This window comes from Streptomyces sp. HSG2 (genome assembly GCF_016598575.1).
Taxonomy (GTDB): domain Bacteria; phylum Actinomycetota; class Actinomycetes; order Streptomycetales; family Streptomycetaceae; genus Streptomyces.
Map to the genome: position 1 here is coordinate 2944478 of NZ_CP066801.1, position 22598 is coordinate 2967075.

The window sequence follows — 22598 nt, forward strand, 5'->3', positions numbered from 1 at the left end:
GTCCGCGAACCGCCGGTGCGACGGCGTACTCCATACCGGGGCCGGTTCGGGCCGGCCCCGGTTCCCGGGCTCACCGGCCGGCTCGCACCTCCTCGGCGTTGGTCTCGCGCAGCTCCCCGTCCAGCAGGATCCAGCGGGTGATGCCGATCGATTCCAGGAAGGTCAGGTCGTGGCCGGCCACGATCAGGGCCCCTTCGTAGGAGGCCAGGGCGGTGGTGAGCCGGCGGACCCCCGCCAGGTCGAGGTTGTTCGTCGGCTCGTCCAGCATCAGCAGTTGCGGTGCGGGCTCGGCCAGCATCAGCGCGGCCAGGGCGGCGCGGAAGCGTTCGCCACCGGACAGTGTCCCGGCCCGCTGGTCCGCCTTGGCGCCTCGGAAGAGGAAGCGCGCCAGCCGCGAGCGAATCAGGTTGGGTGTGGCGTCCGGCGCGAACCGGGCCACGTTCTCGGCGACGCTCGCCTCCTCGTCGAGCACGTCCAGCCGTTGGGGCAGGAAACGCAGCGGCACATGGGCGGTCGCCTCGCCCGCCACCGGGGCGAGTTCCCCGGTGATCGTGCGCAGCAGCGTGGTCTTGCCGGCGCCGTTGCGTCCGACCAGCGCGACCCGCTCGGGGCCGCGCATCCGGAACTCGCCGTTCACCCGGGCCCCGTAAGCGAGTTCCAGGTCGCGCAGGGTGAGCACGGTGCGGCCCCGAGGGAGCGCGGTGTCGGGCAGGTCGACGCGGATCTCGTCGTCGTCGCGTACGGCCTCCACGGCCTCGTCGAGCCGCTCCCTGGCCTCGGCGAGTCTCTCCTCGTGCGTGACGCGGTGCTTGCCGGCCGAGACCTGGGCCTGCCGTTTGCGCTCGCCCATGACGACCTTGGGCTCGCGCTTGGTGTCCCACATCTTCTGCCCGTACCGCTTGCGGCGGGCCAGCTTCACATGGGCTTCGGCCAGTTCGCGCTTCTCTTTCCTCAGGTCGGACTCGGCCGCGCGCACCATGCGCTCGGCGGCCTCCTGCTCGGCGGCCAGCGCCTCCTGGTAGGCGGAGAAGCCGCCGCCGTAGCCGACGATCTCGCCGCCGCGCAGATCGGCGATCCGATCGACCCGTTCCAGGAGTTCACGGTCGTGGCTGACGAGGACCAGCACCTTGGACCAGCCTTCCACCGCCGCGTGGAGACGGCGACGTGCGTGCAGGTCGAGGTTGTTGGTGGGTTCGTCCAGGAGCAGTACGTCGGGGCGGGCCAGCAGCAGGGCGGCGAGGCGCATCAGGACGGCCTCGCCACCGGAGACCTCGCCGATGGTGCGGTCGAGTCCGATGTGGTCGAGGCCGAGTTCGCCGAGCGTCGCCGTGGCGCGCTCCTCGATGTCCCAGTCGTCGCCGACCGTCGCGAAGTTCTCCTCACGGGGGTCTCCTTCCTCGATGGCGTGCAGCGCGCGGCGGGTTCCGGCGATGCCCAGTGCCTCGTCGACGCGCAGGGAGGTGTCCAGGGTGACGTTCTGCGGCAGGTACCCGACCCGACCGGACACCCCGATCGTGCCGGCGGCCGGGGTCAGCTCCCCGGCGATCAGCTTCAGCAGGGTCGACTTCCCCGAGCCGTTGAGACCGATGAGCCCGGTGCGGCCGGGGCCGAAGGCGACCTGGAGCCCCTCGAACACGGGTGTGCCGTCCGGCAGGTCGTAGCGCAGTCCCGCCACGGCGATCGAGGCGGGTGCGGGGAAACGGGGGTGAGAGGTGGTCATGGGACCTCGCTGTCGTTCGATGTGAACAGGGGCAACGCGTGCGAGGCACCGAGCGGGCGACCATGGGGAACGTCCCGGTCCGACGATCCGACGGTCCTGCGGGACCGCGAGGAGGAGAGTTCGACGGGGGACGGCTCGAACGCCGAGGTCGCACACGATGCGCCGACACGGCCGCGCGCTCGGGAGCGCGGGCGGCACGACACGGCGGTGCCTCATGACCTCAGACGAGCAACGTCCTACTCCGATCGACGACGACAGGACCGCCATCGAGGCTAGGAGGGCGTGGGGACGGTGTCAAAGACTTTTGGGAGGGGGCGGCCCCCAGGCGAGGGCACCTCCCGCCTGGGAAGGCGCGCCCGGTCGGCGAGGGCGGAGGACCGCGTCGGCGGGCGGGGACGACCCGCTTTCGCGCCCCTCCCATGGGCCATTATCGTGGACTGGTCCGTACAGTCGGATGAACGGATCTTCGCGACGCCCGAAAGGCCCCCGTGAGCACCTCCAGCCCCCCACCCGGGCCCGCCGCCCCCACACCCCCCGTGGCCGCCGCCTCCCCCGTGCCGACGGTGGAGCACCCCACACCCGGTGCGCCGGCCGAAGATCCGTCGCCGAGGGCGACCGCCGGTCGGTTCGGTTCGCTCGGGCCGGTCGGACTGGTTCTCGCCGGCGGCGTGTCGGTGCAGTTCGGCGCGGCTCTCGCGGTGGGCCTCATGCCCAGGGCCGGCGCGCTCGGTGTCGTCACGCTGCGGCTGACGGTCGCCGCCGTCGTCCTGATGCTGATCTGTCGTCCTCGGGTGCGGGGTCACTCACGAGCCGACTGGGGGACGGTCGTCGTCTTCGGTGTCACCCTCGCCGGCATGAACGGCCTCTTCTACCAGGCCGTCGAGCGCATCCCCCTCGGTCTGGCGGTCACCCTGGAGGTGCTCGGCCCGCTCGCGCTCTCCGTCCTCGCCTCCCGCCGCCTCGTCAACCTGGTCTGGGCCGGTCTGGCGCTGGCCGGGGTGTTCCTCCTTGGCGGCGGCGACCTGGGTGGCCTGGACCCGGCCGGCGCGGCCTTCGCGCTGGGAGCGGGCGCGATGTGGGCCGGGTACATCGTCTTCAGCGCCCGCACCGGACGCCGGTTCCCCCAGGCGGACGGACTGGCCCTGGCCATGGCCGTGGGGGCCCTGCTGTTCCTGCCGCTGGGGGTGGCCGAGGCCGGCGCCAAGCTCCTCGATCCGGTGACGATCGCCCTCGGCGCCGCCGTCGCCCTGCTGTCCTCGGTGCTGCCGTACACGCTGGAACTGCTGGCGCTGCGTCGGCTGCCCGCCCCCACCTTCGCGGTCATGATGAGCCTGGAGCCGGCCATCGCCGCGGCGGCGGGCTTCCTCGTCCTGGACCAGGTCCTGACCGCCGCGCAGTCCGCCGCCATCGCGCTGGTCGTCGTGGCCAGCATGGGTGCGGTGCGGACGCAGGCGGCGCTCCGCCGCGGCGAGCGAAGGGCGTGAGCGGGGGAGGACCGGCCGCCGCCGGCCCCCGTGCGCGCCGCGCGCCTCGCGCGGCCACCGGGCGGACCCCCGCGCCGCCCGGTGCTCAGTCCTCGAAGGCGGGAAGGGCGAAGCGGGCGAGCAGGGGATAGCCGTCCTCCCGGGCGCTCTTGGCGGTCACCGAGTACACCACCGTCCGGGACAGGTCGCGGGTGGCTCCGACGACCGTGTGGCAACCGGGCCGGGAACCGGTCTTGCCCCAGACGACCCGGTCGCCGATCGTGTGCCGCTCCCAGGCCATGCCGTAGGTGGCGTCGGGGTCCCGGGGAAGGTCGGGCACGGTCAGCATCTGGTCCACCAACTCCTCGGAGACCACCCGACCGCCGAACAGGGCCACGACGAACGTCTCCAGGTCGGCGGTGGTCGAGATCATGTCGCCCGCCGCCCAGCGGTCGGACATGTTCCACTCGGTGACGTCGGTGGTTCGCCCGTCGATGTCGGCGTAGGCGCGGTGGTGGGGGCCGTGGACGCGGGGGTCGGGGCCGGCCGGGAACCCGGTGTGCCGCATCCCGAGAGGGCGGAAGATCCGCGCCTCGGCCTCGTCCGCGTAGCTCTCTCCGGTGACCGCCTCGATGAGCAGGCCGAGCACGGTGTAGTGGATGTTCCTGTACTCCTGCCGCTCCCCCGGGGGGTGCTCCGGGCCCTTCGCGACGGCGGACGCCACCACTCGCTCCGGGGTGAGGGTCACGAACCGCGTCGCGTACGACTCCTCGGGCGTGGAGCCCAGGCCGTCTCCCGCCCGCAGGCCGCTGGTGTACGTGAGCAGGTGCCGCACGGTGGGCGGTTCGCCGAAGGACTCCGGCAGCAGCCGAGGGAGGTACCGGGTGATCGGCGCGTCGAGATCGATACGCCCCTCCTCGACCAGACTCAGCACGAGCGCCGCCGTGACGGTCTTCGTCGTCGATCCGGCCCGGAACCGGGCGTGCGAGAGCGCGGGGGCTCCGGTACGCCGATCCCGGACACCCGCGGTACCCCGCCATTCGACGTCCCCGCCCACCCGGATCAGCGCCGCCGAGACGTCGTCGTCGGGCAACTCGGCCAGGGCCCGCCGCAACGCCTCGACGCCGGGGCCCGGATCGGTCGCTCCCGTCCACCGAGCCGCGCCGGTCGGCGAGGCGGACGGCGCCGAGCCCGCGCGGGCGCTCGCCGCGACGGCCGCCGGGCTCAGGAGTAAGGAGCCCAAGAGGGCGGAGAGGACGACGGTGCGGGTGAGAGTGCGCCTTCGCATGGGTGCTGCCTTCGCTCGGGTGGCGGCGGATGCCGCGGACCCGTCCCATCCTGGTGGGCGAAGGCGAACCGACGATCCCACCCGGGCACGAGATCACCCCTGGCGTCGGCGGTCGGGGTGTCGGGGTTCGTGTCGGGTGGGTGTCGGGGTCGGGGTCGGGGTCGCCGAGGGTCGGCGCCCCCGGCGCGCCGGTGCGTCAGTCTCCTCCGGCCTGGATGGTGGCGGCGAGGACCACACCGCCGGCCACGCCGGTGGAGAACGCGATGGTCGTGGTGATGAAGGCGACGGTCACGGAAACCGGGAACCCGTACCTCCGGATGAATCCGGGTGTCTCCTCGCTCAGTTCGGTCTCGGCCTCGTGGATCACACGGGGGGTGGTCTCGGCACGCATGTTCGGATGCTCCTTGCGCGGATCGGGGATCGGGTGGCGACCCGACTTCTCGGTCTTGCCGGGGTGTTGCCGCTCGGTGCGCGGTCAGAGGGCCATGACGCCGTACCCCGCCCCCACGCCCGCTGCGAACGACACGACGTACGTGGCCGCCACGCCCGCGAACGCCGGGGTGCCGACCACCAGGCCGGCCTCAGAGTCGACCTCTCCGATGTCGCTCTCCCGGAGCGGTTCCGTCGGCAGCTTCTCGATCGGCGGGTTGCGCATCGTCTTCCTCTTCTGGTCTGGTCGAAATCGAACTTGGATACCAGGTTATGTGCCATGAAGTCCGTTGTATGTCGGTTGGTATGCCGAATCTCTTGAGGGGCGTCGGGGCCTCTCCCCCTCCCCCGATCGGGGGAGGGGGCGCCTGTTCCCGCGTCGAGCGCCGGGGAGCGCGACGAGGCGGACGCGTGGCGGGGTGGGTGCGTCGCCGGTGGTCGTCCCGGCGCGCGCGGTCGGCGCGCTCGGCGCGCCACCCGGGGGACCCGCGTGCGTCGGGAGCGCTCACGGACCTCACCCGGTGATCGACGCCTCGTCGGGAATCGGCGAGGAGGCGGACGGTTCCCTCCCCGGCGTCCTCCTCGCGTGCCGGGGATCTGGCGTCGACGACGGGTGCGGGGCATCGGACCTCTCGGCCCGCGCGCCTGGCGTGGGCCACGGGGTGGGGTCACGCTCACATGGCCGCGGCCATGGTGGCGTATCCCACTCCCACGCCCATGGCGGCGGCTCCGACGTACGCGGCCGCGAGGCCCACGGACACCGGGGTGGCGACGACCGGCTCGGCCGAGCCGGCGTAGGCCGCCGCCTCGCTCTCCTCCAGCGGAGCTGTCGGCAGGTTCTCGATCGGCAGGCTGCCCATGGCTTCCTACTCCGGGTAGAGATCAAGTGGAATATCAGGGTATGAGGTGTGAAGGCCGATGTATGTCGGCCATGGCGCCGAACTTCGTTGGGGTGGCGGGACCTTCCCGCGTCCCCCGATCGGGGGAGAGGCGCCGAGAGGGTGCCCTTGCCCGCTTCGAGCGGCGCGCGGGGTGTCGAGGCGGACGCGTGGTGCGGCGGGCTCCTGCCGGAGGTCGCCCCGTGACGTCGACCCGCGCCTTCCACATGCCGGGCGCGGCCGGTGTTCCTGGGGTGGGTGGAGGGGTGGCCGAGGGGCCGTCCCGGACGGAGGGCAGAGCGCATGCGGACGGCACTGGTGACCGGCGCCTCGTCGGGAATCGGCAAGGAGACGGTGCTCAAGCTGTTGGAACGGGGCTGTGTCGTGTACGCCGCCGCCCGTCGGGTCGACCGCATGGCGGACCTGGCCGACCGGGGGCCGTCGTCCTCGGCATGGACATCACCCGCGACGAGGACATCGTGGCCGTCGTCGACCGGATCACCGCCGATCGCGGTGGCGTGGACGTGCTGGTCAACAACGCGGGGTTCGGACTCTACGGGGCGATCGGGGACACGACCGCCGACGACGCCCGGCACCAGTTCGAGGTCAACCTCTTCGGCCCGGCCCGGCCGACCCGGTCGGTGTTGCCGTACATGCGCGAACGGGGCTCCGGGCGGATCGTGAACGTGTCGTCGGTCGGCGGTCGGATGTACACGCCGCTCGGCGGCTGGTACCACGCGACCAAGTACGCGCTGGAGGGTTGGTCGGACTGCCTCCGGCTGGATTTGGCTCCCTTCGGCCTCGACGTCGTCGTCGAGCCGGGTCTGATCGAGACCGAGTTCGGCGACGTGATGGTGGAACTCCTGCTGGCTCGCTCCGGGTCGTCGGCGTACGCGGGCATGGCGCGGTGGGTGGCGGACGCCACTCGCCTCAACTACGAGCCCGGAAAAGGCAGTCCGGCCTCTGTCCCGGCCCAGGTGATCGTACGGGCTCTCGCGGCGCGTCGTCCCCGGACGCGGTACGCGGTGGGCAAGTACGCCCGAACGCTGATCACCCTCCGGGGGTTGCTGAGCGACCGCGCCTTCGACCACGTCGTCACCGGCGCCGCGAGGTCGTAGGGCCTTGGTGGTGGCATCGGGCGCGATCGCCGTGGGGCCGTCCGCCGGGGGCCGCGGGTGGTGGCCCCGTCGATGTGATCTCGGCCGGTCCGGCGGGCGGGGAAAATTTCCAAGCAAGCATGCTTGATTGTTTATTGGCCCGCTGCCATGCTCCTCTCCACGCCGCGTCGCACGCGGCCGTGTTCGAGGGGAGCGCTCCGTGTCCGACCCGAAGCCCGTGATCGACGACCTGCGCGAGGAGAGCGAGGGCCTGGACGCGCTGGTCGCCCCGCTCGCCCCCGGCCGGTGGCGGCTGGACACCCCGGCCCCCGGCTGGACCGTGGCCCACCAGATCGCCCACCTGGCGTGGACGGACCGCTGCGCGCTCTTGGCGGCGACCGATCCCGACGCCTTCCACGGGCTGGTCGCGCGGGCCATGGCCGCGCCCGACACCTTCGTGGACTCCGCCGCGGCGGAGGGAGCCGCGCTGCCCCCGGCCGAGCTGCTCGCGGGTTGGCGCTCCGGTCGCGCGGCCCTCGAGACCGCCCTGCTCGACGCGGGCTCCGAGGCGCGGATTCCCTGGTACGGGCCACCGATGTCGGCCACCTCCATGGCCACCGCGCGCCTCATGGAGACCTGGGCGCACGGCTTGGATGTGGCCGAGGCGTTGGGGGTGACCCGTACGCCCACGGACCGCCTGCGGCATGTCGCCCGGATCGGGGTCCGCGCCCGCGACTACGCCTTCGCCGCCCATGGGCTGAAGGCCCCCGAGGCGGAGATTCGAGTCGAACTGGTCTCTCCCGACGGGGAGTTGTGGGCCTACGGGCCCGAGGGTGCCGCGCAGCGCGTCGCCGGCACCGCGCTCGACTTCTGCCTGCTGGCCACTCGTCGGGCGCATCGGGCCGATCTGCGCCTCACGGCCGAAGGACCCGACGCCGAGCGCTGGTTGGACGTCGCCCAGGCGTTCGCCGGGCCCCCGGGTCCGGGCCGTGCGGCCAAGGGGGAAGCCGGGTGAGCGAGGGAGGCGCGACGGGTGTCGCCGGCGCCGGGCGCCCGCTCCGGGTGGGCAACGCCTCGGGGTTCTACGGCGACCGTTTCGACGCCATGCGCGAGATGCTGACCGGCGGCCCGCTGGACGTCCTCACCGGCGACTACCTGGCCGAGCTGACGATGCTGATCCTCGGACGCGACCGGCTCAAGGACCCCGCCGCCGGGTACGCGCGCACCTTCCTGCGCCAGTTGGAGGAGTGCCTGGGCCTCGCGCGCGACCGGGGCGTGCGGGTGGTCGCCAACGCGGGCGGGCTCAACCCCGCCGGACTCGCCGACGCCGTACGGGCCTTGGCGGAGCGCCTCGGCGTCCCGACCCGCGTCGCCCACGTCGAGGGCGACGATCTGCGGGAGCGGTACCCCGACAGCCTCGCCGCCCACGCCTACCTGGGCGGTTTCGGCATCGCGGCGTGCCTGGAGGCCGGCGCCGACGTTGTGGTCACGGGGAGGGTCACCGACGCGGCCCTGGTGACCGGGCCGGCCGCCGCGCACTTCGGCTGGACGCCGAGCGACCACGACCGACTCGCCGGGGCGGTGGTCGCCGGGCACGTGCTGGAGTGCGGGGCCCAGGCCACCGGGGGCAATTACGCCTTCTTCGGCGAGGGGGACGTGCGGCGCCCCGGTTTCCCCGTCGCCGAGGTGTACGCCGACGGAAGCAGCGTCGTCGGCAAGCACGACGGCACCGGCGGCTTCGTCGACATCGGTACCGTGACCGCCCAACTGCTCTACGAGACCGCCGGAGCGCGCTACGCCGGCCCCGACGTCACCGCTCGTCTCGACACCGTGCGCCTGGAGCGGGTCGGCGTCGACCGGGTCCGGATCAGCGGGGTGCGGGGCGAACCGCCGCCGCCCACGCTGAAGGTGGGGCGCAACCGTCTGGGCGGCTTCCGCAACGAGGTCGTCTTCGTGCTCACCGGCCTCGACATCGAGGCCAAGGCGGACCTGGTGAGACGGCAGATGACGCACGCGCTGGCCGAGTCGACGCCGGCGGACATCCGTTGGGAGCTGGCGCGCACCGACCACCCTGACGCGCCCACCCAGGAGACGGCCGGTGCCCTGCTCCGGTTGGTGGTCCGTGACGCCGAGGAGCGGGTCGTCGGCCGGGCGCCGGGGACGGCCGCGGTGGAGTTGGCGCTGTCGAGCTTTCCCGGCTTCCACGTCCTGGCTCCGCCCGGGAAGGGAACCCCGTACGGGGTCTTCGAGGCCGACCACGTGCCCCAGGAGTCCGTCGAGCAGGTGGCGGTCCTGCCCGACGGCACCCGGATCACGGTGCCCGCGCCCGGCGGGACCGCCGCGCTCCAGGACGTGCCCGAGCCGCCGCTCCCCGAGCCGCCCCCGCCGGGACCGAGGCGGCGGGCGCCCCTCGGCCTGGTCGCGGGGGCCCGCAGCGGGGACAAGGGGCCGGACGCCAACGTGGGGGTCTGGGCCCGCACGGACCCGGCCTGGCGGTGGTTGGCGCACACGCTGACCGTCGACCGCTTCCGGACGCTGCTCCCCGAGACCGAGGGGCTGCGCGTCGTCCGGCACGTCCTGCCCCGTCTGCGCGCGCTGAACTTCGTCGTCGAGGGGCTCCTCGGCGAGGGCGTCGCCTCGCGGGCTCGCTTCGACCCGCAGGCCAAGGCGCTCGGTGAGTGGCTGCGCTCCCGTCACCTGGACATCCCGGAGGACCTGCTGTGACCGTCCTGTCCTCGACTCTGAGAACGACGGAGCCCGAGTACCGGGCCAACCGCGAGGCCATGCTGGCGCGGCTCGACGCGCTGGCCGCCGAGCACGCCAAGGCGCTGGCGGGCGGCGGCGAGAAGTACGTTCGACGGCACCGGGAGCGGGACAAGCTGCCGGTCCGAGAGAGGGTCGAGGCGCTTCTCGACCCGGACACCCCCTTCCTTGAGCTGTCACCCCTGGCCGCGTGGGGAAGCGACTACCCGGTCGGCGCCTCCCTCGTGACCGGCATCGGAGTGGTGTCCGGAGTCGAGTGCCTGATCACCGCGAACGACCCGACCGTGCGCGGCGGTGCCAGCAACCCGTGGTCGCTGCGGAAGGCGCTGCGGGCCCACGAGATCGCGGCGGCCAACCGGCTGCCCCTGGTCAGCCTCGTGGAGTCGGGCGGCGCCGACCTGCCGTCCCAGAAGGAGATCTTCATCCCCGGCGGCGGCGTCTTCCGCGACCTGACCAGGCTCTCGGCGGCGGGCATACCGACCGTGGCCGTGGTCTTCGGCAACTCCACCGCCGGGGGCGCCTACGTCCCCGGGATGTCGGACCACGTGATCATGGTGGAGGGGCGGGCCAAGGTGTTCCTCGGCGGCCCCCCGTTGGTGAAGATGGCCACCGGCGAGGAGAGCGACGACGAGTCGCTCGGCGGCGCGGCCATGCACGCCCGCACCTCGGGCCTGGCCGACCACCTCGCCGTCGACGAGTGGGACGCGCTGCGCCGGGCACGGCGTGTGGTCGCGCGCCTCGGCCATCGCAAGGCCCACCCGGACCCGCCGCCCGCCGAGCCTCCGAAGTACGACCCGGAGGAGCTGTTGGGGATCGTGCCGGAGGACCTGCGGACGCCCTTCGACCCGCGCGAGGTGATCGCCCGGCTCGTCGACGCCTCCGACTTCGACGAGTTCAAGCCGCTGTACGGGTCGAGCCTGACGACCGGTTGGGCGAGCCTGCACGGGTACCCGCTCGGCGTCCTCGCCAACGCGCGAGGGGTGTTGTTCGGCGAGGAGTCGCAGAAGGCCGCGCAGTTCATCCAGCTCGCCAACCAGCGGGACATCCCGCTGCTCTTCCTGCACAACACCACCGGCTACATGGTGGGCAAGGAGTACGAGCAGAGCGGCATCGTCAAGCACGGCGCCATGATGATCAACGCAGTCGCCAACTCGCGCGTCCCACACCTGTCCGTCCTCGTGGGCGCCTCCTACGGCGCGGGGCACTACGGCATGTGCGGGCGGGCCTTCGAACCGCGCTTCCTGTTCGCGTGGCCCAGCGCCAAGTCGGCCGTCATGGGGCCGCAGCAACTGGCCGGTGTGTTGTCGATCGTCGCCCGCCAGTCCGCCGCCGCGAAGGGCCGGCCCTACGACGAGGAGGGCGACGCGGCGCTGCGCGCCATGGTGGAGCAGCAGATCGAGTCCGAGTCGCTGCCGATGTTCCTCTCGGGCCGGCTCTACGACGACGGCGTCATCGACCCCCGCGACACCCGCACCGTGCTCGGTCTCTGCCTGTCCGCGATCCACACCGCGCCCTACGAGGGGGCCCGGGGCGGTTTCGGCGTCTTCCGGATGTGAGGGAACAGTGATTGCTTCCGTTCTGGTCGCCAACCGCGGCGAGATCGCCTGCCGGATCTTCCGCACCTGCCGGGAGTCGGGCATCCGCACCGTCGCCGTCTTCTCCGACGCCGACGAGGACGCCCTGCACACCCGATTGGCCGACGCCGCCGTGCGGCTGCCCGGGGCGACGCCCGCCGAGACGTACCTGCGCGGTGACGCCGTCGTGCGCGCAGCACTGGCCGCCGGGGCGGACGCGGTCCACCCGGGCTACGGCTTCCTCGCCGAGAACGCCGACTTCGCCCGGGCCGTCCTCGACGCCGGGCTGGTCTGGGTCGGGCCGGCGCCCGAGGCGATCGAGGTCATGGCCTCCAAGACCCGGGCCAAGCGGCTGATGGGCGTCGCCTCGCCGACGCGGGTCACCGAGGCCGACCTGCCGGTGCTGGTGAAGGCCGCGGCGGGGGGCGGCGGACGCGGCATGCGCGTCGTGCGCGACCTGGCCGACCTCGACGCGAAACTGGCCGCCGCCCGCGCCGAGGCCGCCCGCGCCTTCGGCGACGGCGAGGTGTTCGTCGAGCCCTACCTGGAGCACGGACGCCACGTCGAGGTGCAGATCCTCGCCGACACGCACGGCACGGTCTGGACGCTGGGCACCCGCGACTGCTCGGCGCAACGCCGCCACCAGAAGGTGATCGAGGAGGCCCCCGCGCCGGGGCTGGCACCGGAGCTGGTCGAGGAGACGCGCGCCGCCGCCGTCCGCGTCGCCCGCGCCGTCGACTATGTGGGCGCCGGGACGGTCGAATTCCTCGTCGCCGACGGCAGGGCGCACTTCCTGGAGATGAACACCCGTCTCCAGGTGGAACACCCCGTCACCGAGGCTGTCTTCGGCGTCGACCTCGTCGCCCTCCAACTCCGGGTCGCCGAGGGCGAGCCCCTGCCCGCCGAGCCGCCCCCCGCCCGGGGGCACGCAGTCGAGGCACGCCTGTACGCCGAGGACCCGGCCGCCGACTGGGCGCCGCAGACCGGCCGACTCCACCGACTCGCCTTCCCCGACGGAGTCCGGCTGGACACCGGCTACGCGGACGGCGACAGCGTCGGAGTCCACTACGACCCGCTCATCGCCAAGGTCGTCGCCCACGCCCCCACCCGGGCCGAGGCGATCCGGCGTCTGGCGGGTGCCCTGGAGCGTGCCGCCGTGCACGGTCCGGTCACCAACCGAGACCTCCTCGTGCGTGCCCTGCGCCACGAGGAGTTCACCGCCGGGCGGATGGACACCGGCTTCCTGACCCGTCACCTGCCCGACCTGGCCCGCCCGGTCGAGGAGCCCCACGCCCCGCTGGTCGCGGCCCTGGCCGACTCCGTCGGCCGTTCCCGATTCGGCGGCTGGCGCAACCTGCCGTCCGCGCCGCGGACCAAGCGCTACGCCGTCGCCGGCCGAGAGGTGGAGGCCCGCTACCGGTACACCCGGGCGGGGTACGAGGCCGACGGTGTGGAGGTGGTGCGCGTCGCTTCCGACCTGGTCGTGCTGGACGTCGACGGGGTGCGGCGCCGGTTCGAGGTGACGGTTCACGGGGACCAGGTCTTCGTCGACCGCACCCGCCTGACCGCCCTTCCCCGCTTCCCCGAGGCCGTCACCCGGCACGCCCCGGGCTCTCTGCTCGCCCCCATGCCGGGCACCGTCGTCCGGGTCGCCGAGGGCCTCGCCGCCGGCACCCCCGTCCGGGAAGGGCAACCGCTGCTCTGGCTGGAGGCGATGAAGATGGAGCACAGGATCACCGCCCCGGTCACGGGCACCCTGACCGCCCTGCACGTGGAGCCCGGGCAACAGGTCGAGCCGGGCACCCCGCTGGTGGTGGTGCGCGAGAGCTGAAGGCAGGTCCGGCCCGGGCGGTACGCCCCGGCCGCGCGGGAAGCGCGAGCGATCACCAGGAACCGCAGCCGAAGGAGAGATCCGATGACCGCCCTCATCGAGACCGACGAGCAACACGCCCTGCGCACCGCCGTCGCGGCCCTCGGGAAGCGCTACGGCCGGGACTACTTCACCAAGACCGTGGAGGAGGACCGCTCGGCGACCGAACTGTGGTCCGAGGCGGCCAAACTCGGCTACCTCGGCGTCAACCTCCCCGAGGAGTACGGGGGAGGCGGCGCCGGCATATACGAACTCTCAGTGGTCCTGGAGGAATTGGGCACCGCCGGATCACCACTGCTGATGCTCGTGGTCTCCCCGGCGATCTGCGGGACCGTCATCGCCCGCTTCGGCACCGAGGAGCAGAAGCGGACCTGGTTGCCGGCGCTGGCCGACGGCTCCCGCACCATGGCCTTCGGCATCACCGAACCGGACGCCGGCTCCAACAGCCACCGCATCACCACCACGGCCCGCAGGGACGGCTCCGACTGGATTCTCACCGGCCGCAAGGTCTTCGTCTCCGGGGTGGACCTCGCCGACGCCACGCTGATCGTCGGCCGCACCGAGGACGCCCGCACCGGCAAGCTCAAGCCCTGCCTCTTCATCGTGGACCGTGACGCCCCCGGCTTCGAGCACCACGCCATCGACATGGAACTCAAGGCCGCAGAGAAGCAGTTCGAGCTGACCCTCGACGACGTGCGACTGCCGGCGAACGCGTTGGTCGGAGACGAGGACGCCGGACTGCTCCAACTCTTCGCCGGGCTCAACCCCGAGCGGATCATGATCGCCGCCTTCGCCATCGGCATGGGACGCCACGCTCTCGCCAAGGCCGTGGAGTACGCCCGTGAGCGCACCGTCTGGAAGACCCCCATCGGCGCCCACCAGGCCGTCGCACACCCTCTCGCCCAGGCCCACATCGACCTGGAACTGGCCCGGCTGATGATGCAGAAGGCGGCACGCGTCTACGACGCCGGAGACGACGCGGGCGCGGGCGAGGCCGCCAACATGGCCAAGTACGCCGCCGGCGAGGCCTGCGTGCGCGCCGTCGACCAGGCCGTGCACACCCTCGGCGGCAACGGCCTGACCCGCGAGTTCGGCCTCGCCTCGATGATCACCGCCTCCCGCGCCTCCCGGATCGCCCCGGTGAGCCGCGAGATGATCCTCAACTACGTGTGCCACCAGACCCTCGGCCTGCCGAAGTCGTACTGACCACCGAGGAACGGGCGTCCAGGAGACGAGGAGGAACCGTGTTCCCCAGCGTGTGCGCGGTGGGCCGCCCGACCGGGCCGCCCGGCAGAGGCGCCGTACCCGAGCGGCCGGGCCGCTCCCGCCGTCGCGGGTTCGCGTCCGTCTCCCGGCACCCTCGGGGGTGGTGGACGTGACCACCGTCCGACGCGCCCGTGAACGGGGGGTCGAGATCCTCACCCTCGACTCCCCGGGCAACCGCAACGCCCTGTCCGCCGCCCTCGTCGGGGACCTCGCGGCGGCGCTCGCCGATGCCGGCCGCGACCCGCACGCGCGCGCCGTGCTGCTCACCCACACCGGAAACACCTTCAGCGCGGGCGCCGACCTGCGCGACCCGCCGGACCCCGAGGCGCTGGTGGGGCTGCTCAGGGCGCTGGTCGAGCTGCCCAAGCCGGTGATCGGCCGGGTCACCGGCCACGTCCGCGCAGGCGGCGTGGGTCTCCTCGCCGCCTGCGACATCGCCGTCGCCTCGCACACCGCCGACTTCGCCTTCACCGAGGTCCGGATCGGCGTCGCCCCCGCCGTCATCTCCCTGCCGGTGCTCCCCCGCGCCGACCCCCGGGCGCTGGCCCGCTACTACCTCACCGGGGAACGCCTCCACGCGACCGAGGCCGTCCGTGTCGGCCTCCTGACGGCCGCGGGCGACGACGTGGACACGGTCCTCGAACCGATCCTCGACGGGTTGCGCCGAGCCTCCCCACAAGGGCTGGCCGAGACCAAACGGCTGCTCACGGCTAGGGTGCTGGAGACCTTCGACCGGGACGCGGCCGACCTGACCGCGCTCTCGGGCCGGCTGTTCGCCACCCCGCAGGCACGCGAGGGGATGACGGCCTTCCTCGAACGACGGGATCCGGAATGGGTGATGTGAAGGGCGCCGTGAGCGCGCGCGACCGGGCGGAGCGGGTCCCCAAACAGGACCGCGGCCGTGCCACCCGACAGCGGCTGCTGGAAGCGGCCGTGGACTGCCTGGCCGGCCGCGGCTGGGCGGGCTCCACCGTCACGGTCGTCGCCGAACGGGCGGGGGTGTCGCGCGGAGCCGCCCAGCACCACTTCCCGACCCGGGAGGACCTCTTCCTCGCGGCCGTGGAGTACGTCGCCGAGCGGCGCTCCACGGCACTGCGCGCCCTCTTCGCCGAGGGCGCCGCGCCCGCCGACCGCCGCGCCGTGGTCGTCGCCCTCGTCGACCTCTACACCGGCCCGTTGTTCCGGGCCGCTCTCCATCTCTGGGTGGCCGCCTCCAACGAGGAACAACTCGGCCCGCGGGTGCGGGAACTGGAGGCCCGGGTGGGGCGCGAGACCCACCGGATCGCCGTGGAGATCCTCGGCGCCGACGAGGGCCGCCCCGGCGTTCGCGAGACCGTTCAGGGGTTGCTCGACATGGCTCGCGGACTCGGCCTCGCCAACCTCCTCACCGACGACACCGCACGCCGCGACCGAGTCGTCGCCCAGTGGGCGACGCTCCTGGACGAGACGCTGGGCCGACCGCCCGGGACCGGACACACGGCGGGCCCCGGCCGACCGTGATCGCGCGAGTCGGCGCCCCGGGCCCGTCGCCGCGGGCGCGGGGGAGCGCGGCTCAGGGCGCCAGCCGCTCCACGCGCCAGGCGCCCTCCTCCGCGGTCACGTACCGCAGGCGGTCGTGCAGGCGGTTCTCCCGGCCCTGCCAGAACTCCACCGCGTCCGGCACCACCCGGAACCCGCCCCAGTGCGGCGGCACCGGCACGCCCTCGCTCTCCGGGTAGCGCCGCGCGAGTTCGTCGTAGGCGGCGTCCAACTCGGCGCGCGAGGAGACCACGCGGGACTGCGCGCTGGCCCAGGCGCCCAGCCGGGAGCCGTGCGGTCGGGACCGGAAGTACGCGGCCGTCTCGTCCCGGCCGGTGCGTTCCGCCCTGCCGGTCACGATCACCTGACGGGCCATCTGGTGCCAGGGGAACAGCAGGCAGACGAAGGGGTTTCCCGCCAGGTCGCGCCCCTTGCGGGAGTCGTAGTTGGTGTAGAAGACGAAGCCGCGCTCGTCGAACCGCTTCAGCAACACCGTCCGCGAGGTGGGTCGACCCCGGTCGTCGACGGTGGAGACCACCATCGCGTTGGGCTCGAACAGGCCGCCCTCCACCGCCGCCTGGCGGAACCAGCGGGCGAACTGCTCTACGGGCGAGGCGGCGAGGTCGTTCTCGGCGAGCCCCTCCGCCCGGTAGTGCCGGCGCATCGAGGCGAGATCGAAGGGTTCGGCGTCTCGGTGGGTCACGAGGCCATAGTGCCGCATCCGTGCCCCGGATCGACGGGCGGCCGGCGCCCCGATGTGGCACTCGGTGCCAGAAACGCTCGCCGGATGTGGCACCGAGGGATATCGTGCTGTGACCGGGTGGTTCGGATGACCCTCGGCAGCACGGGGCATCACAGCGTTGACGGCCGGGTGCGGAGTCGGGACGGCGACCGCGCCCACGGGGCGGGCCCGGCGCGCGGGCGTCGGGGCCGCTCATCGTGATCACCGACCAGAGGGAGCCGCCCGATGTCCGATTTCGTACCCGGCCTCGAAGGCGTCGTCGCGTTCGAGACGGAGATCGCCGAGCCGGACAAGGAGGGCGGCGCCCTCCGCTACCGCGGTGTCGACATCGAGGATCTCGTCGGGCACGTCTCCTTCGGCAACGTCTGGGGACTCCTGGTGGACGGCGCCTTCGACCCCGGCCTGCCACCGGCGGAGCCCTTCCCCATCCCCGTCCACTCCGGGGACGTGCGCGTCGACGTCCAGTCCGCCCTCGCCATGCTCGCACCGGTGTGGGGGCTCAGGCCGCTGCTGGACATCGACGCCGCCCAGGCCCGCGAGGACCTCGCCCGGGCGGCCGTGATGGCGCTGTCCTACGTCGCGCAGTCCGCGCGGGGACCGGGGCTTCCGATGGTCCCGCAGCGCCGGATCGACGAGGCGGCGTCGGTGGCGGAACGCTTTCTGGTCCGTTGGCGGGGCGAGCCGGATCCCCGGCACGTGGCCGCCGTCGACGCCTACTGGACCTCGGCCGCAGAGCACGGCATGAACGCCTCGACCTTCACCGCCCGCGTCATCGCCTCCACCGGCGCCGACGTCGCCGCCGCCCTCTCCGGCGCCGTGGGCGCCATGTCGGGGCCCCTGCACGGTGGCGCGCCGTCCCGGGTTCTGGGCATGATCGAGGAGATCGAGCGCACCGGCGACGCCGGGGCCTACGTCCGGACCGCCCTGGACCGGGGCGAGCGCCTGATGGGCTTCGGTCACCGCGTCTACCGGGCCGAGGACCCCCGCGCCCGCGTGCTGCGCCGCACCGCCAGGGAACTGGGCGCGCCCCGGTTCGAGGTGGCCGAGGCGTTGGAGAAGGCCGCGCTCGCGGAATTGCACGAACGGCGTCCCGATCGTGTGCTGGCCACCAACGTCGAGTTCTGGGCCGCCATCGTGCTGGACTTCGCCGAGGTCCCCGCGCACATGTTCACCTCGATGTTCAGCTGCGCCCGCACGGCGGGCTGGTCCGCGCACATCCTTGAGCAGAAGCGTGCCGGCCGGTTGGTCAGGCCGACCGCCCGTTACGTCGGTCCCGGGCCTCGCGGTCCGCGTGAGATCGAGGGCCGGGCGGACGCCACCGGCTGATCGAGGCCCCCGGTGTCCGCCCGGAGTGGGCGCCGGCCGGGCGGCCTCCCGGGAACGCGAACGACCCGCGAGTCCGGTTCCTCCGAGGAGGAGCCGGCCGGACGTGCCGGCGACTCGCGGGTCGGGTGACTGCTGGGAATGAGGCCGGCCGTACGCTTCGCGCGCACTGGCCCGACACCGCACTCGGGTGTGGTGGCGGACCGCTAGCCCGCAGCCACCTCACGCGTCCGGTTTCCGTACATCTGCCGAACCACCTCCCTTCTCGTGTACCCACAGCCTAGGAACCCCCGGGCCTCGATCTCAAGCGCTTTTCTCCCGCCCTCCCCGATCGGCCGTCCGGGTCCTGCGGCGGGCCCTCACGTGGTCCGCCGGACCGGGAATCCGACGGACGGCGGGCGGTGGGGCGGTGTCCCTCGCCGGCGCCGGGTCGGCCCGGCGCTTGCCGCACGGGGTTGACGCGGGCGTATGCCCGGTCTCCGCCGTGCAACGATTCCCGGGAAGTCGCCGAAACAGGCTGTGTGCTACATCACTTTCGAGTTGAATGAACGGCACTGGGACATCGACGCGCCGCACGGCGGACACGGCCCGCAGGGGGGTCCAGGTGAGTGCTTCCGGGCGTTGGGGGACGACCGACGAGCTGGGGCAGCCGGAGAGGGAGGGTTCCGACCTCCTGGCGGCGCTCCTCGACGGCATGGACGCGGCGCTCTGCGCCTTCGACGCGGGGGGTGTGATCACCCACTGGAACCGCGAGGCCCAGCGCATTCTGGGCTGGACCGCGGCCGAGGCGGTGGGACGGCAGGGCTTCGCCGGATGGGCGGTGCGCGGCGCGGACGCCGAGGAGATCGAGGGGCGGCTGCGGTCCGCCATGCGGGCGCGCGGCCGGCAGGTGCACGAGTTCGCCTTGCTGACCAAGGGCGGCGGGCGGGTGCTGGTCCGCACGCAGTCCGCCGCCGTCCGCGGGTCGGACGGCACTCCGGCGGGGTTGTACTGCGCCTTCAGCGAGGTGCACGCGCAGATCGATCTGGAACGTTCCATCGCGCTCAGCGAGGCCCTCTTCGAGGACGCGAGCTGGGGAGTGGTCCTGATCGACGCCGACCTGCGCCCGGCCGTGGTGAACCCGCACGCGTCCCGCGCGTTCGGCGCGGGGCGCACCTCGGTGCTCGGGCGCCCGCTGGGCGAGCTGCTGTCCCAGGGGGTGGAGGAGCTGGAGAGCGCCCTCACCCACGTCCTGGCCCAAGGGGCTCCCCCGGGGCCCGCCGACATCTGGGTGGGGGTGCGCGCCCCGGACGGGGAGCGGCGGCGCTGTTGGCGCAGCGGGTTCCTGCGGCTGGCGTCGCCGCTGGCGGAGGAGCCCGTGCCGCTCGGCGTCGGTTGGCTGTTCCAGGACGTCACCGAGGCTCGGCAGAGCGAGCAGGAGGCCTCCACCCTGCGGTTTCGCTGCCGGCAGTCGCATCGGGCGTCGCGGGCGGCGGCCGAGTGCGAGGATCCGGCGGAGGCCGCGCTGGCGCACCTGGACTTCGCGTTGGCGGGCTTCGCGGACCACGCGCTGGTCGACCGGCTGGTCGAGACCGTTCCGCCGGTCCCGTCGGGAGGGGATGCCGGGCCCCCGGTGCGCCTGGCGCGGTTGGCGGCCACCCCTTCCGGGGAGCCCGGTCCCGCGCGCGCCTCCGCGGCGGGCGGGTTGCCCCTGCGGTACCCGGCGGGGCATCCCGCGCTCCAGAGCGCCGAGCGGGCGGGGACGGTGCGGGCGAGCGCCGGGGTGATGGCGGCCGAGGGGGCGCGGGCGTGGGCCGTGGCGCGTCAGTGGCCGGCGGACACGGCACACGCCCTGAGTGCCGTACTGCGCAGCCGGGGGCGGACCCTGGGCGTGGTGACGTTCCTGCGGACCTCCGGGCGGAGCGCCTTCACGCGGGCCGACACCGAGTACGCGGAGGACGTGGCGGCGCGGATCGCGGCGGCCCTGGACCTGGCGGACGTCGGGGGGTAGCCGTTGCCCCGGCCTCGGGGGTTCCCGACCGGGCGGGGAGAGGGCCGCGGGTGGCCCGGGGGTCTTGACGGGGGCGCGCTGGTGTCTCCGGCACAGCACGGTTGTCGGCGCCATGCGTCAGAATTGCGGGGAGGGCCAGCGCACGCGCCGGGTGGCCCAGCCTCCGGCAGATCTCATCAAGGGGCACATATGTCCGGACTGATCGACACCACGGAGATGTATCTCCGCACCATCCTCGAACTGGAGGAGGAGGGTGTGACCCCGATGCGGGCCCGGATCGCCGAGCGGCTCGACCAGAGCGGCCCGACGGTCAGCCAGACGGTGGCGCGGATGGAGCGTGACGGCCTGGTCGCCGTCGCCAGCGACCGCCACCTGGAGCTGACCGACGAGGGGCGCAGGCTCGCCACCAGGGTGATGCGCAAGCACCGGCTCGCCGAGTGTCTGCTCGTCGACGTGATCGGCCTGGAGTGGGAGCAGGTGCACGCCGAGGCGTGCCGTTGGGAGCACGTGATGAGCGAGGCCGTGGAGCGTCGCGTGCTGGAGCTGCTGCGCCACCCGACGGAGTCGCCGTACGGCAATCCGATCCCGGGTCTGGAGGAGCTGGGGGAGCGGGACGGGGCCGATCCGTTCCTGGACGAGGGCATGGTGTCCCTCGCCGATCTCGATCCGGGCGCCGAGGGGAAGACGGTGGTGGTGCGTCGGATCGGCGAGCCGATCCAGAAGGACGCCCAGCTGATGTACACCCTGCGCCGTGCCGGTGTGCAGCCGGGTTCGGTGGCGAGTGTGACGGAGTCCCCGGGCGGGGTTCTGGTCGGCAGCGGGGGCGAGGCGGCCGAGCTGGACGCGGACACCGCCTCGCACGTCTTCGTCGCCAAGCGCTGAGCGCGGAGGGTCCGGACGTCGCGGTCGCGCGGGGAGGCCGTGGGAGCGGGGGCGTGCGGGTCTCGTCGGGTCGTCGGACGTCGGGGAGGGGCCGTGAGGGGTGTCCGGAGGCGGGGCGGGAGCGCCCCGACGGGTGGGGGCCCCGGCGCTGAGCGACGCCGGGGCCCTTCCTCCCCTGTGCCGACCCGGAGCCCCGAGCTCCCAGGGTCGTTCCCCTCGGACCGTTTTCCCCGAGCGGTCCGCCCTCTGCTCAACATCTCCCCCCGCCGTCGGCGATCAACCCTGGGGTGATGTCACTCGAACGAGGGGTGTTGACCGCGAGGAACGCAGGCTCGAAAAAGGATTCGATAATCTGCGAGTGGTGCGCGAGTGGATACGGAGGTGCCAGGGTGTTCGCACGCCGCAGCGTCGCGGCGGGCGGACGCGGTGCCCGGAGGCGGTCCGGTCCATGGCCGCCGCGCCGCGCGATCGTGTGGCGCGGTTTCACCGCCTCGGAGGGCACGGCAGGCAGGACACGGTTCAGGACCGATCGGCCCAGGGGAAGGGCGGTTGCCGGTCCGAGCGAGCATGGGGGTGCCAGGACCATGGCGCGGCGTATCGATGTGACCGGGGCGGACGGTGTCCGTCTCGCGGCCTGGGAGTTCGGTGACCCGGCCAAGCCGGTGGCCGGCACGGTCGCCGAGGACTCCACCCCCACCGTCCTCTTACTGCACGGCCTGATGGGGCGGGCCTCGCACTGGGCCGGCACCGCCCGCTGGCTCTCCGAGCGCCACCGGGCCGTCGCCCTGGACCAGCGCGGCCACGGCCGCAGCGACAAGCCCCCGGAGGCGACGGCCTACGACCGACGAGCGTACGTCGAGGACGCGGAGGCGGCTCTGGAGCAGCTCGGTGCCGGCCCCGCCGTGATCGTCGGTCACGCCATGGGCGCGCTCACCGGCTGGCAGCTGGCCGCCAGACGCCCGGACCTCGTCGCCGCCCTCGTCGTCTGCGACATGAGGGCGTCCGCGCTCGGCGCGACATCGCAGCGCGAGTGGGAGGAGTGGTTCCGCGCCTGGCCCGTCCCCTTCGCCACGCTCGCCGACGTCCGCCGCTGGTTCGGCGAGGACGACCCCTGGGTGGAGCGCCCCAGCCCGGCCCGCGGCGCCTACTACGCCGAGGTGATGGCCGAGTCGGAGGACGGCTGGCGTCCGGTCTTCGCCCCCGAGCAGATGCTCGCCTCCCGCGCGGCCTGGGTGTACGACGCCCACTGGGACGAGCTGGCCCAGGTGACCTGTCCCACCCTGGTCGTCCGGGGCATCGACGGCGAGCTGGGGCGCGCCGAGGCACAGGAGATGGTCCGGGTCCTCCCGCGAGGCCGGTACGCCGAGGTCCCCGATGCGGGACACCTCGTCCACTACGACCGGCCGGACGCCTGGCGCGCCGCCGTCGAGCCCTTCCTGGCGGCCGGGGCGGACGCCTGAGGAACGACGCCCGTGGGGTGGCCGAGAAGGCCGGGGCGCGGTTCCGGACGGCTCGCCGGGCCGGCCCTTCCGCTCGGGCCTCGCACCGGGAGTGACGGGGTCGGCCGGTGCCCCGGTGGCGTGCCCGTGTCCCCCGGCACGCGGCGATCGTGACGGACCGGCGGGGCGCGCGACGGCGTCGCACCCCGGGAGCGGGCGCGCGATCGTCGCGGCTCGCTCCGCGTTCTCGGATTCGACGGCGAGCGGTGCCGGCCGGCGTGCGCGGGGGTGGCGTACCGCACTGCCGTGCGGGCGCACGGGAGCACGGTCGGGGGCGCGCGTGCGGAACCGACGCC

Annotated in this window: 19 protein-coding genes and 1 pseudogene; 14 read left to right on the forward strand and 6 right to left on the reverse strand. The window is 73.6% G+C overall.

Annotation, left to right across the window (positions count from 1 at the left end; all coding sequences use genetic code 11):
* Positions 1-70: 70 nt before the first annotated feature.
* Positions 71-1720, reverse strand: coding sequence for an ATP-binding cassette domain-containing protein (locus JEK78_RS12520; RefSeq protein ID WP_200258506.1), 1650 nt, complete (start codon positions 1718-1720; stop codon positions 71-73).
* A gap of 563 nt (positions 1721-2283) precedes the next feature.
* Here JEK78_RS12520 and JEK78_RS12525 point away from each other — a divergent pair.
* The gene (locus JEK78_RS12525; protein ID WP_242483399.1) at positions 2284-3204 is read left to right on the forward strand and encodes an EamA family transporter; all 921 of its coding nucleotides are present in this window, start codon (positions 2284-2286) and stop codon (positions 3202-3204) included.
* 85 nt (positions 3205-3289) lie between these two features.
* Here the strand turns inward: JEK78_RS12525 and JEK78_RS12530 are convergent, their stop codons facing one another.
* From JEK78_RS12530 to JEK78_RS12545, 4 genes are all read right to left on the reverse strand, one after another.
* The gene (locus JEK78_RS12530; protein ID WP_200258507.1) at positions 3290-4471 is read right to left on the reverse strand and encodes a serine hydrolase domain-containing protein; all 1182 of its coding nucleotides are present in this window, start codon (positions 4469-4471) and stop codon (positions 3290-3292) included.
* Between the two features lie 196 nt (positions 4472-4667).
* Positions 4668-4862 carry a hypothetical protein gene (locus JEK78_RS12535; protein WP_200258508.1) on the reverse strand — a complete coding sequence of 65 codons (195 nt, stop codon included), beginning with the start codon at positions 4860-4862 and terminating at the stop codon, positions 4668-4670.
* A gap of 84 nt (positions 4863-4946) precedes the next feature.
* Positions 4947-5126: a hypothetical protein gene (locus JEK78_RS12540; protein WP_200258509.1), complete on the reverse strand. Its 180-nt coding sequence runs from the start codon at positions 5124-5126 to the stop codon at positions 4947-4949.
* A gap of 448 nt (positions 5127-5574) precedes the next feature.
* Positions 5575-5760: a hypothetical protein gene (locus JEK78_RS12545; protein WP_200258510.1), complete on the reverse strand. Its 186-nt coding sequence runs from the start codon at positions 5758-5760 to the stop codon at positions 5575-5577.
* Between the two features lie 321 nt (positions 5761-6081).
* On the opposite strand from JEK78_RS12545, the pseudogene JEK78_RS23675 reads away from it, so the two are divergent.
* From JEK78_RS23675 to JEK78_RS12585, 9 genes and pseudogenes are all read left to right on the forward strand, one after another.
* Positions 6082-6152 (forward strand): annotated as a pseudogene (locus JEK78_RS23675) (hypothetical protein); the annotation flags it as partial.
* Positions 6153-6230: 78 nt separating this feature from the next.
* A complete protein-coding gene (locus JEK78_RS12550; RefSeq protein WP_277953039.1) occupies positions 6231-6896 on the forward strand; it encodes an SDR family NAD(P)-dependent oxidoreductase in 666 nt (221 codons plus the stop codon).
* A gap of 199 nt (positions 6897-7095) precedes the next feature.
* Positions 7096-7890, forward strand: coding sequence for a TIGR03084 family metal-binding protein (locus JEK78_RS12555; protein WP_200258512.1), 795 nt, complete (start codon positions 7096-7098; stop codon positions 7888-7890).
* A gap of 89 nt (positions 7891-7979) precedes the next feature.
* On the forward strand, positions 7980-9599 hold the full coding sequence (locus JEK78_RS12560) for an acyclic terpene utilization AtuA family protein (RefSeq protein WP_200264129.1): 1620 nt from the start codon (positions 7980-7982) through the stop codon (positions 9597-9599).
* Positions 9596-11194: a carboxyl transferase domain-containing protein gene (locus JEK78_RS12565; RefSeq protein ID WP_200258514.1), complete on the forward strand. Its 1599-nt coding sequence runs from the start codon at positions 9596-9598 to the stop codon at positions 11192-11194. The genes JEK78_RS12560 and JEK78_RS12565 overlap by 4 nt, the downstream gene beginning before the upstream one ends.
* Before the next feature lie 7 nt (positions 11195-11201).
* A complete protein-coding gene (locus JEK78_RS12570) occupies positions 11202-13043 on the forward strand; it encodes a biotin carboxylase N-terminal domain-containing protein (protein ID WP_200258516.1) in 1842 nt (613 codons plus the stop codon).
* A gap of 84 nt (positions 13044-13127) precedes the next feature.
* Complete coding sequence (locus tag JEK78_RS12575; RefSeq protein ID WP_200258517.1) at positions 13128-14288, forward strand: acyl-CoA dehydrogenase family protein; 1161 nt, start codon at positions 13128-13130, stop codon at positions 14286-14288.
* 169 nt (positions 14289-14457) lie between these two features.
* The gene (locus JEK78_RS12580) at positions 14458-15192 is read left to right on the forward strand and encodes an enoyl-CoA hydratase family protein (RefSeq protein ID WP_200264130.1); all 735 of its coding nucleotides are present in this window, start codon (positions 14458-14460) and stop codon (positions 15190-15192) included.
* Positions 15180-15848, forward strand: a complete 669-nt coding sequence (locus JEK78_RS12585) for a TetR/AcrR family transcriptional regulator (protein ID WP_200258518.1) — start codon at positions 15180-15182, stop codon at positions 15846-15848. Before JEK78_RS12580 ends, JEK78_RS12585 begins: the two co-directional genes overlap by 13 nt.
* A gap of 52 nt (positions 15849-15900) precedes the next feature.
* Here the strand turns inward: JEK78_RS12585 and pdxH are convergent, their stop codons facing one another.
* Entirely contained in the window at positions 15901-16569 is a 669-nt protein-coding gene (gene pdxH, locus JEK78_RS12590) for a pyridoxamine 5'-phosphate oxidase (RefSeq protein WP_242483051.1), read from the reverse strand.
* 264 nt (positions 16570-16833) lie between these two features.
* On the opposite strand from pdxH, the gene JEK78_RS12595 reads away from it, so the two are divergent.
* From JEK78_RS12595 to JEK78_RS12610, 4 genes are all read left to right on the forward strand, one after another.
* Positions 16834-17934, forward strand: coding sequence for a citrate synthase 2 (locus tag JEK78_RS12595; protein WP_200258520.1), 1101 nt, complete (start codon positions 16834-16836; stop codon positions 17932-17934).
* Positions 17935-18535: 601 nt separating this feature from the next.
* Positions 18536-19921, forward strand: a complete 1386-nt coding sequence (locus tag JEK78_RS12600) for a PAS domain-containing protein (RefSeq protein ID WP_200258521.1) — start codon at positions 18536-18538, stop codon at positions 19919-19921.
* Between the two features lie 189 nt (positions 19922-20110).
* On the forward strand, positions 20111-20803 hold the full coding sequence (locus tag JEK78_RS12605) for a metal-dependent transcriptional regulator (protein ID WP_200258523.1): 693 nt from the start codon (positions 20111-20113) through the stop codon (positions 20801-20803).
* Positions 20804-21387: 584 nt separating this feature from the next.
* Positions 21388-22263: an alpha/beta hydrolase gene (locus tag JEK78_RS12610; protein WP_200258525.1), complete on the forward strand. Its 876-nt coding sequence runs from the start codon at positions 21388-21390 to the stop codon at positions 22261-22263.
* Positions 22264-22598: the final 335 nt, after the last annotated feature.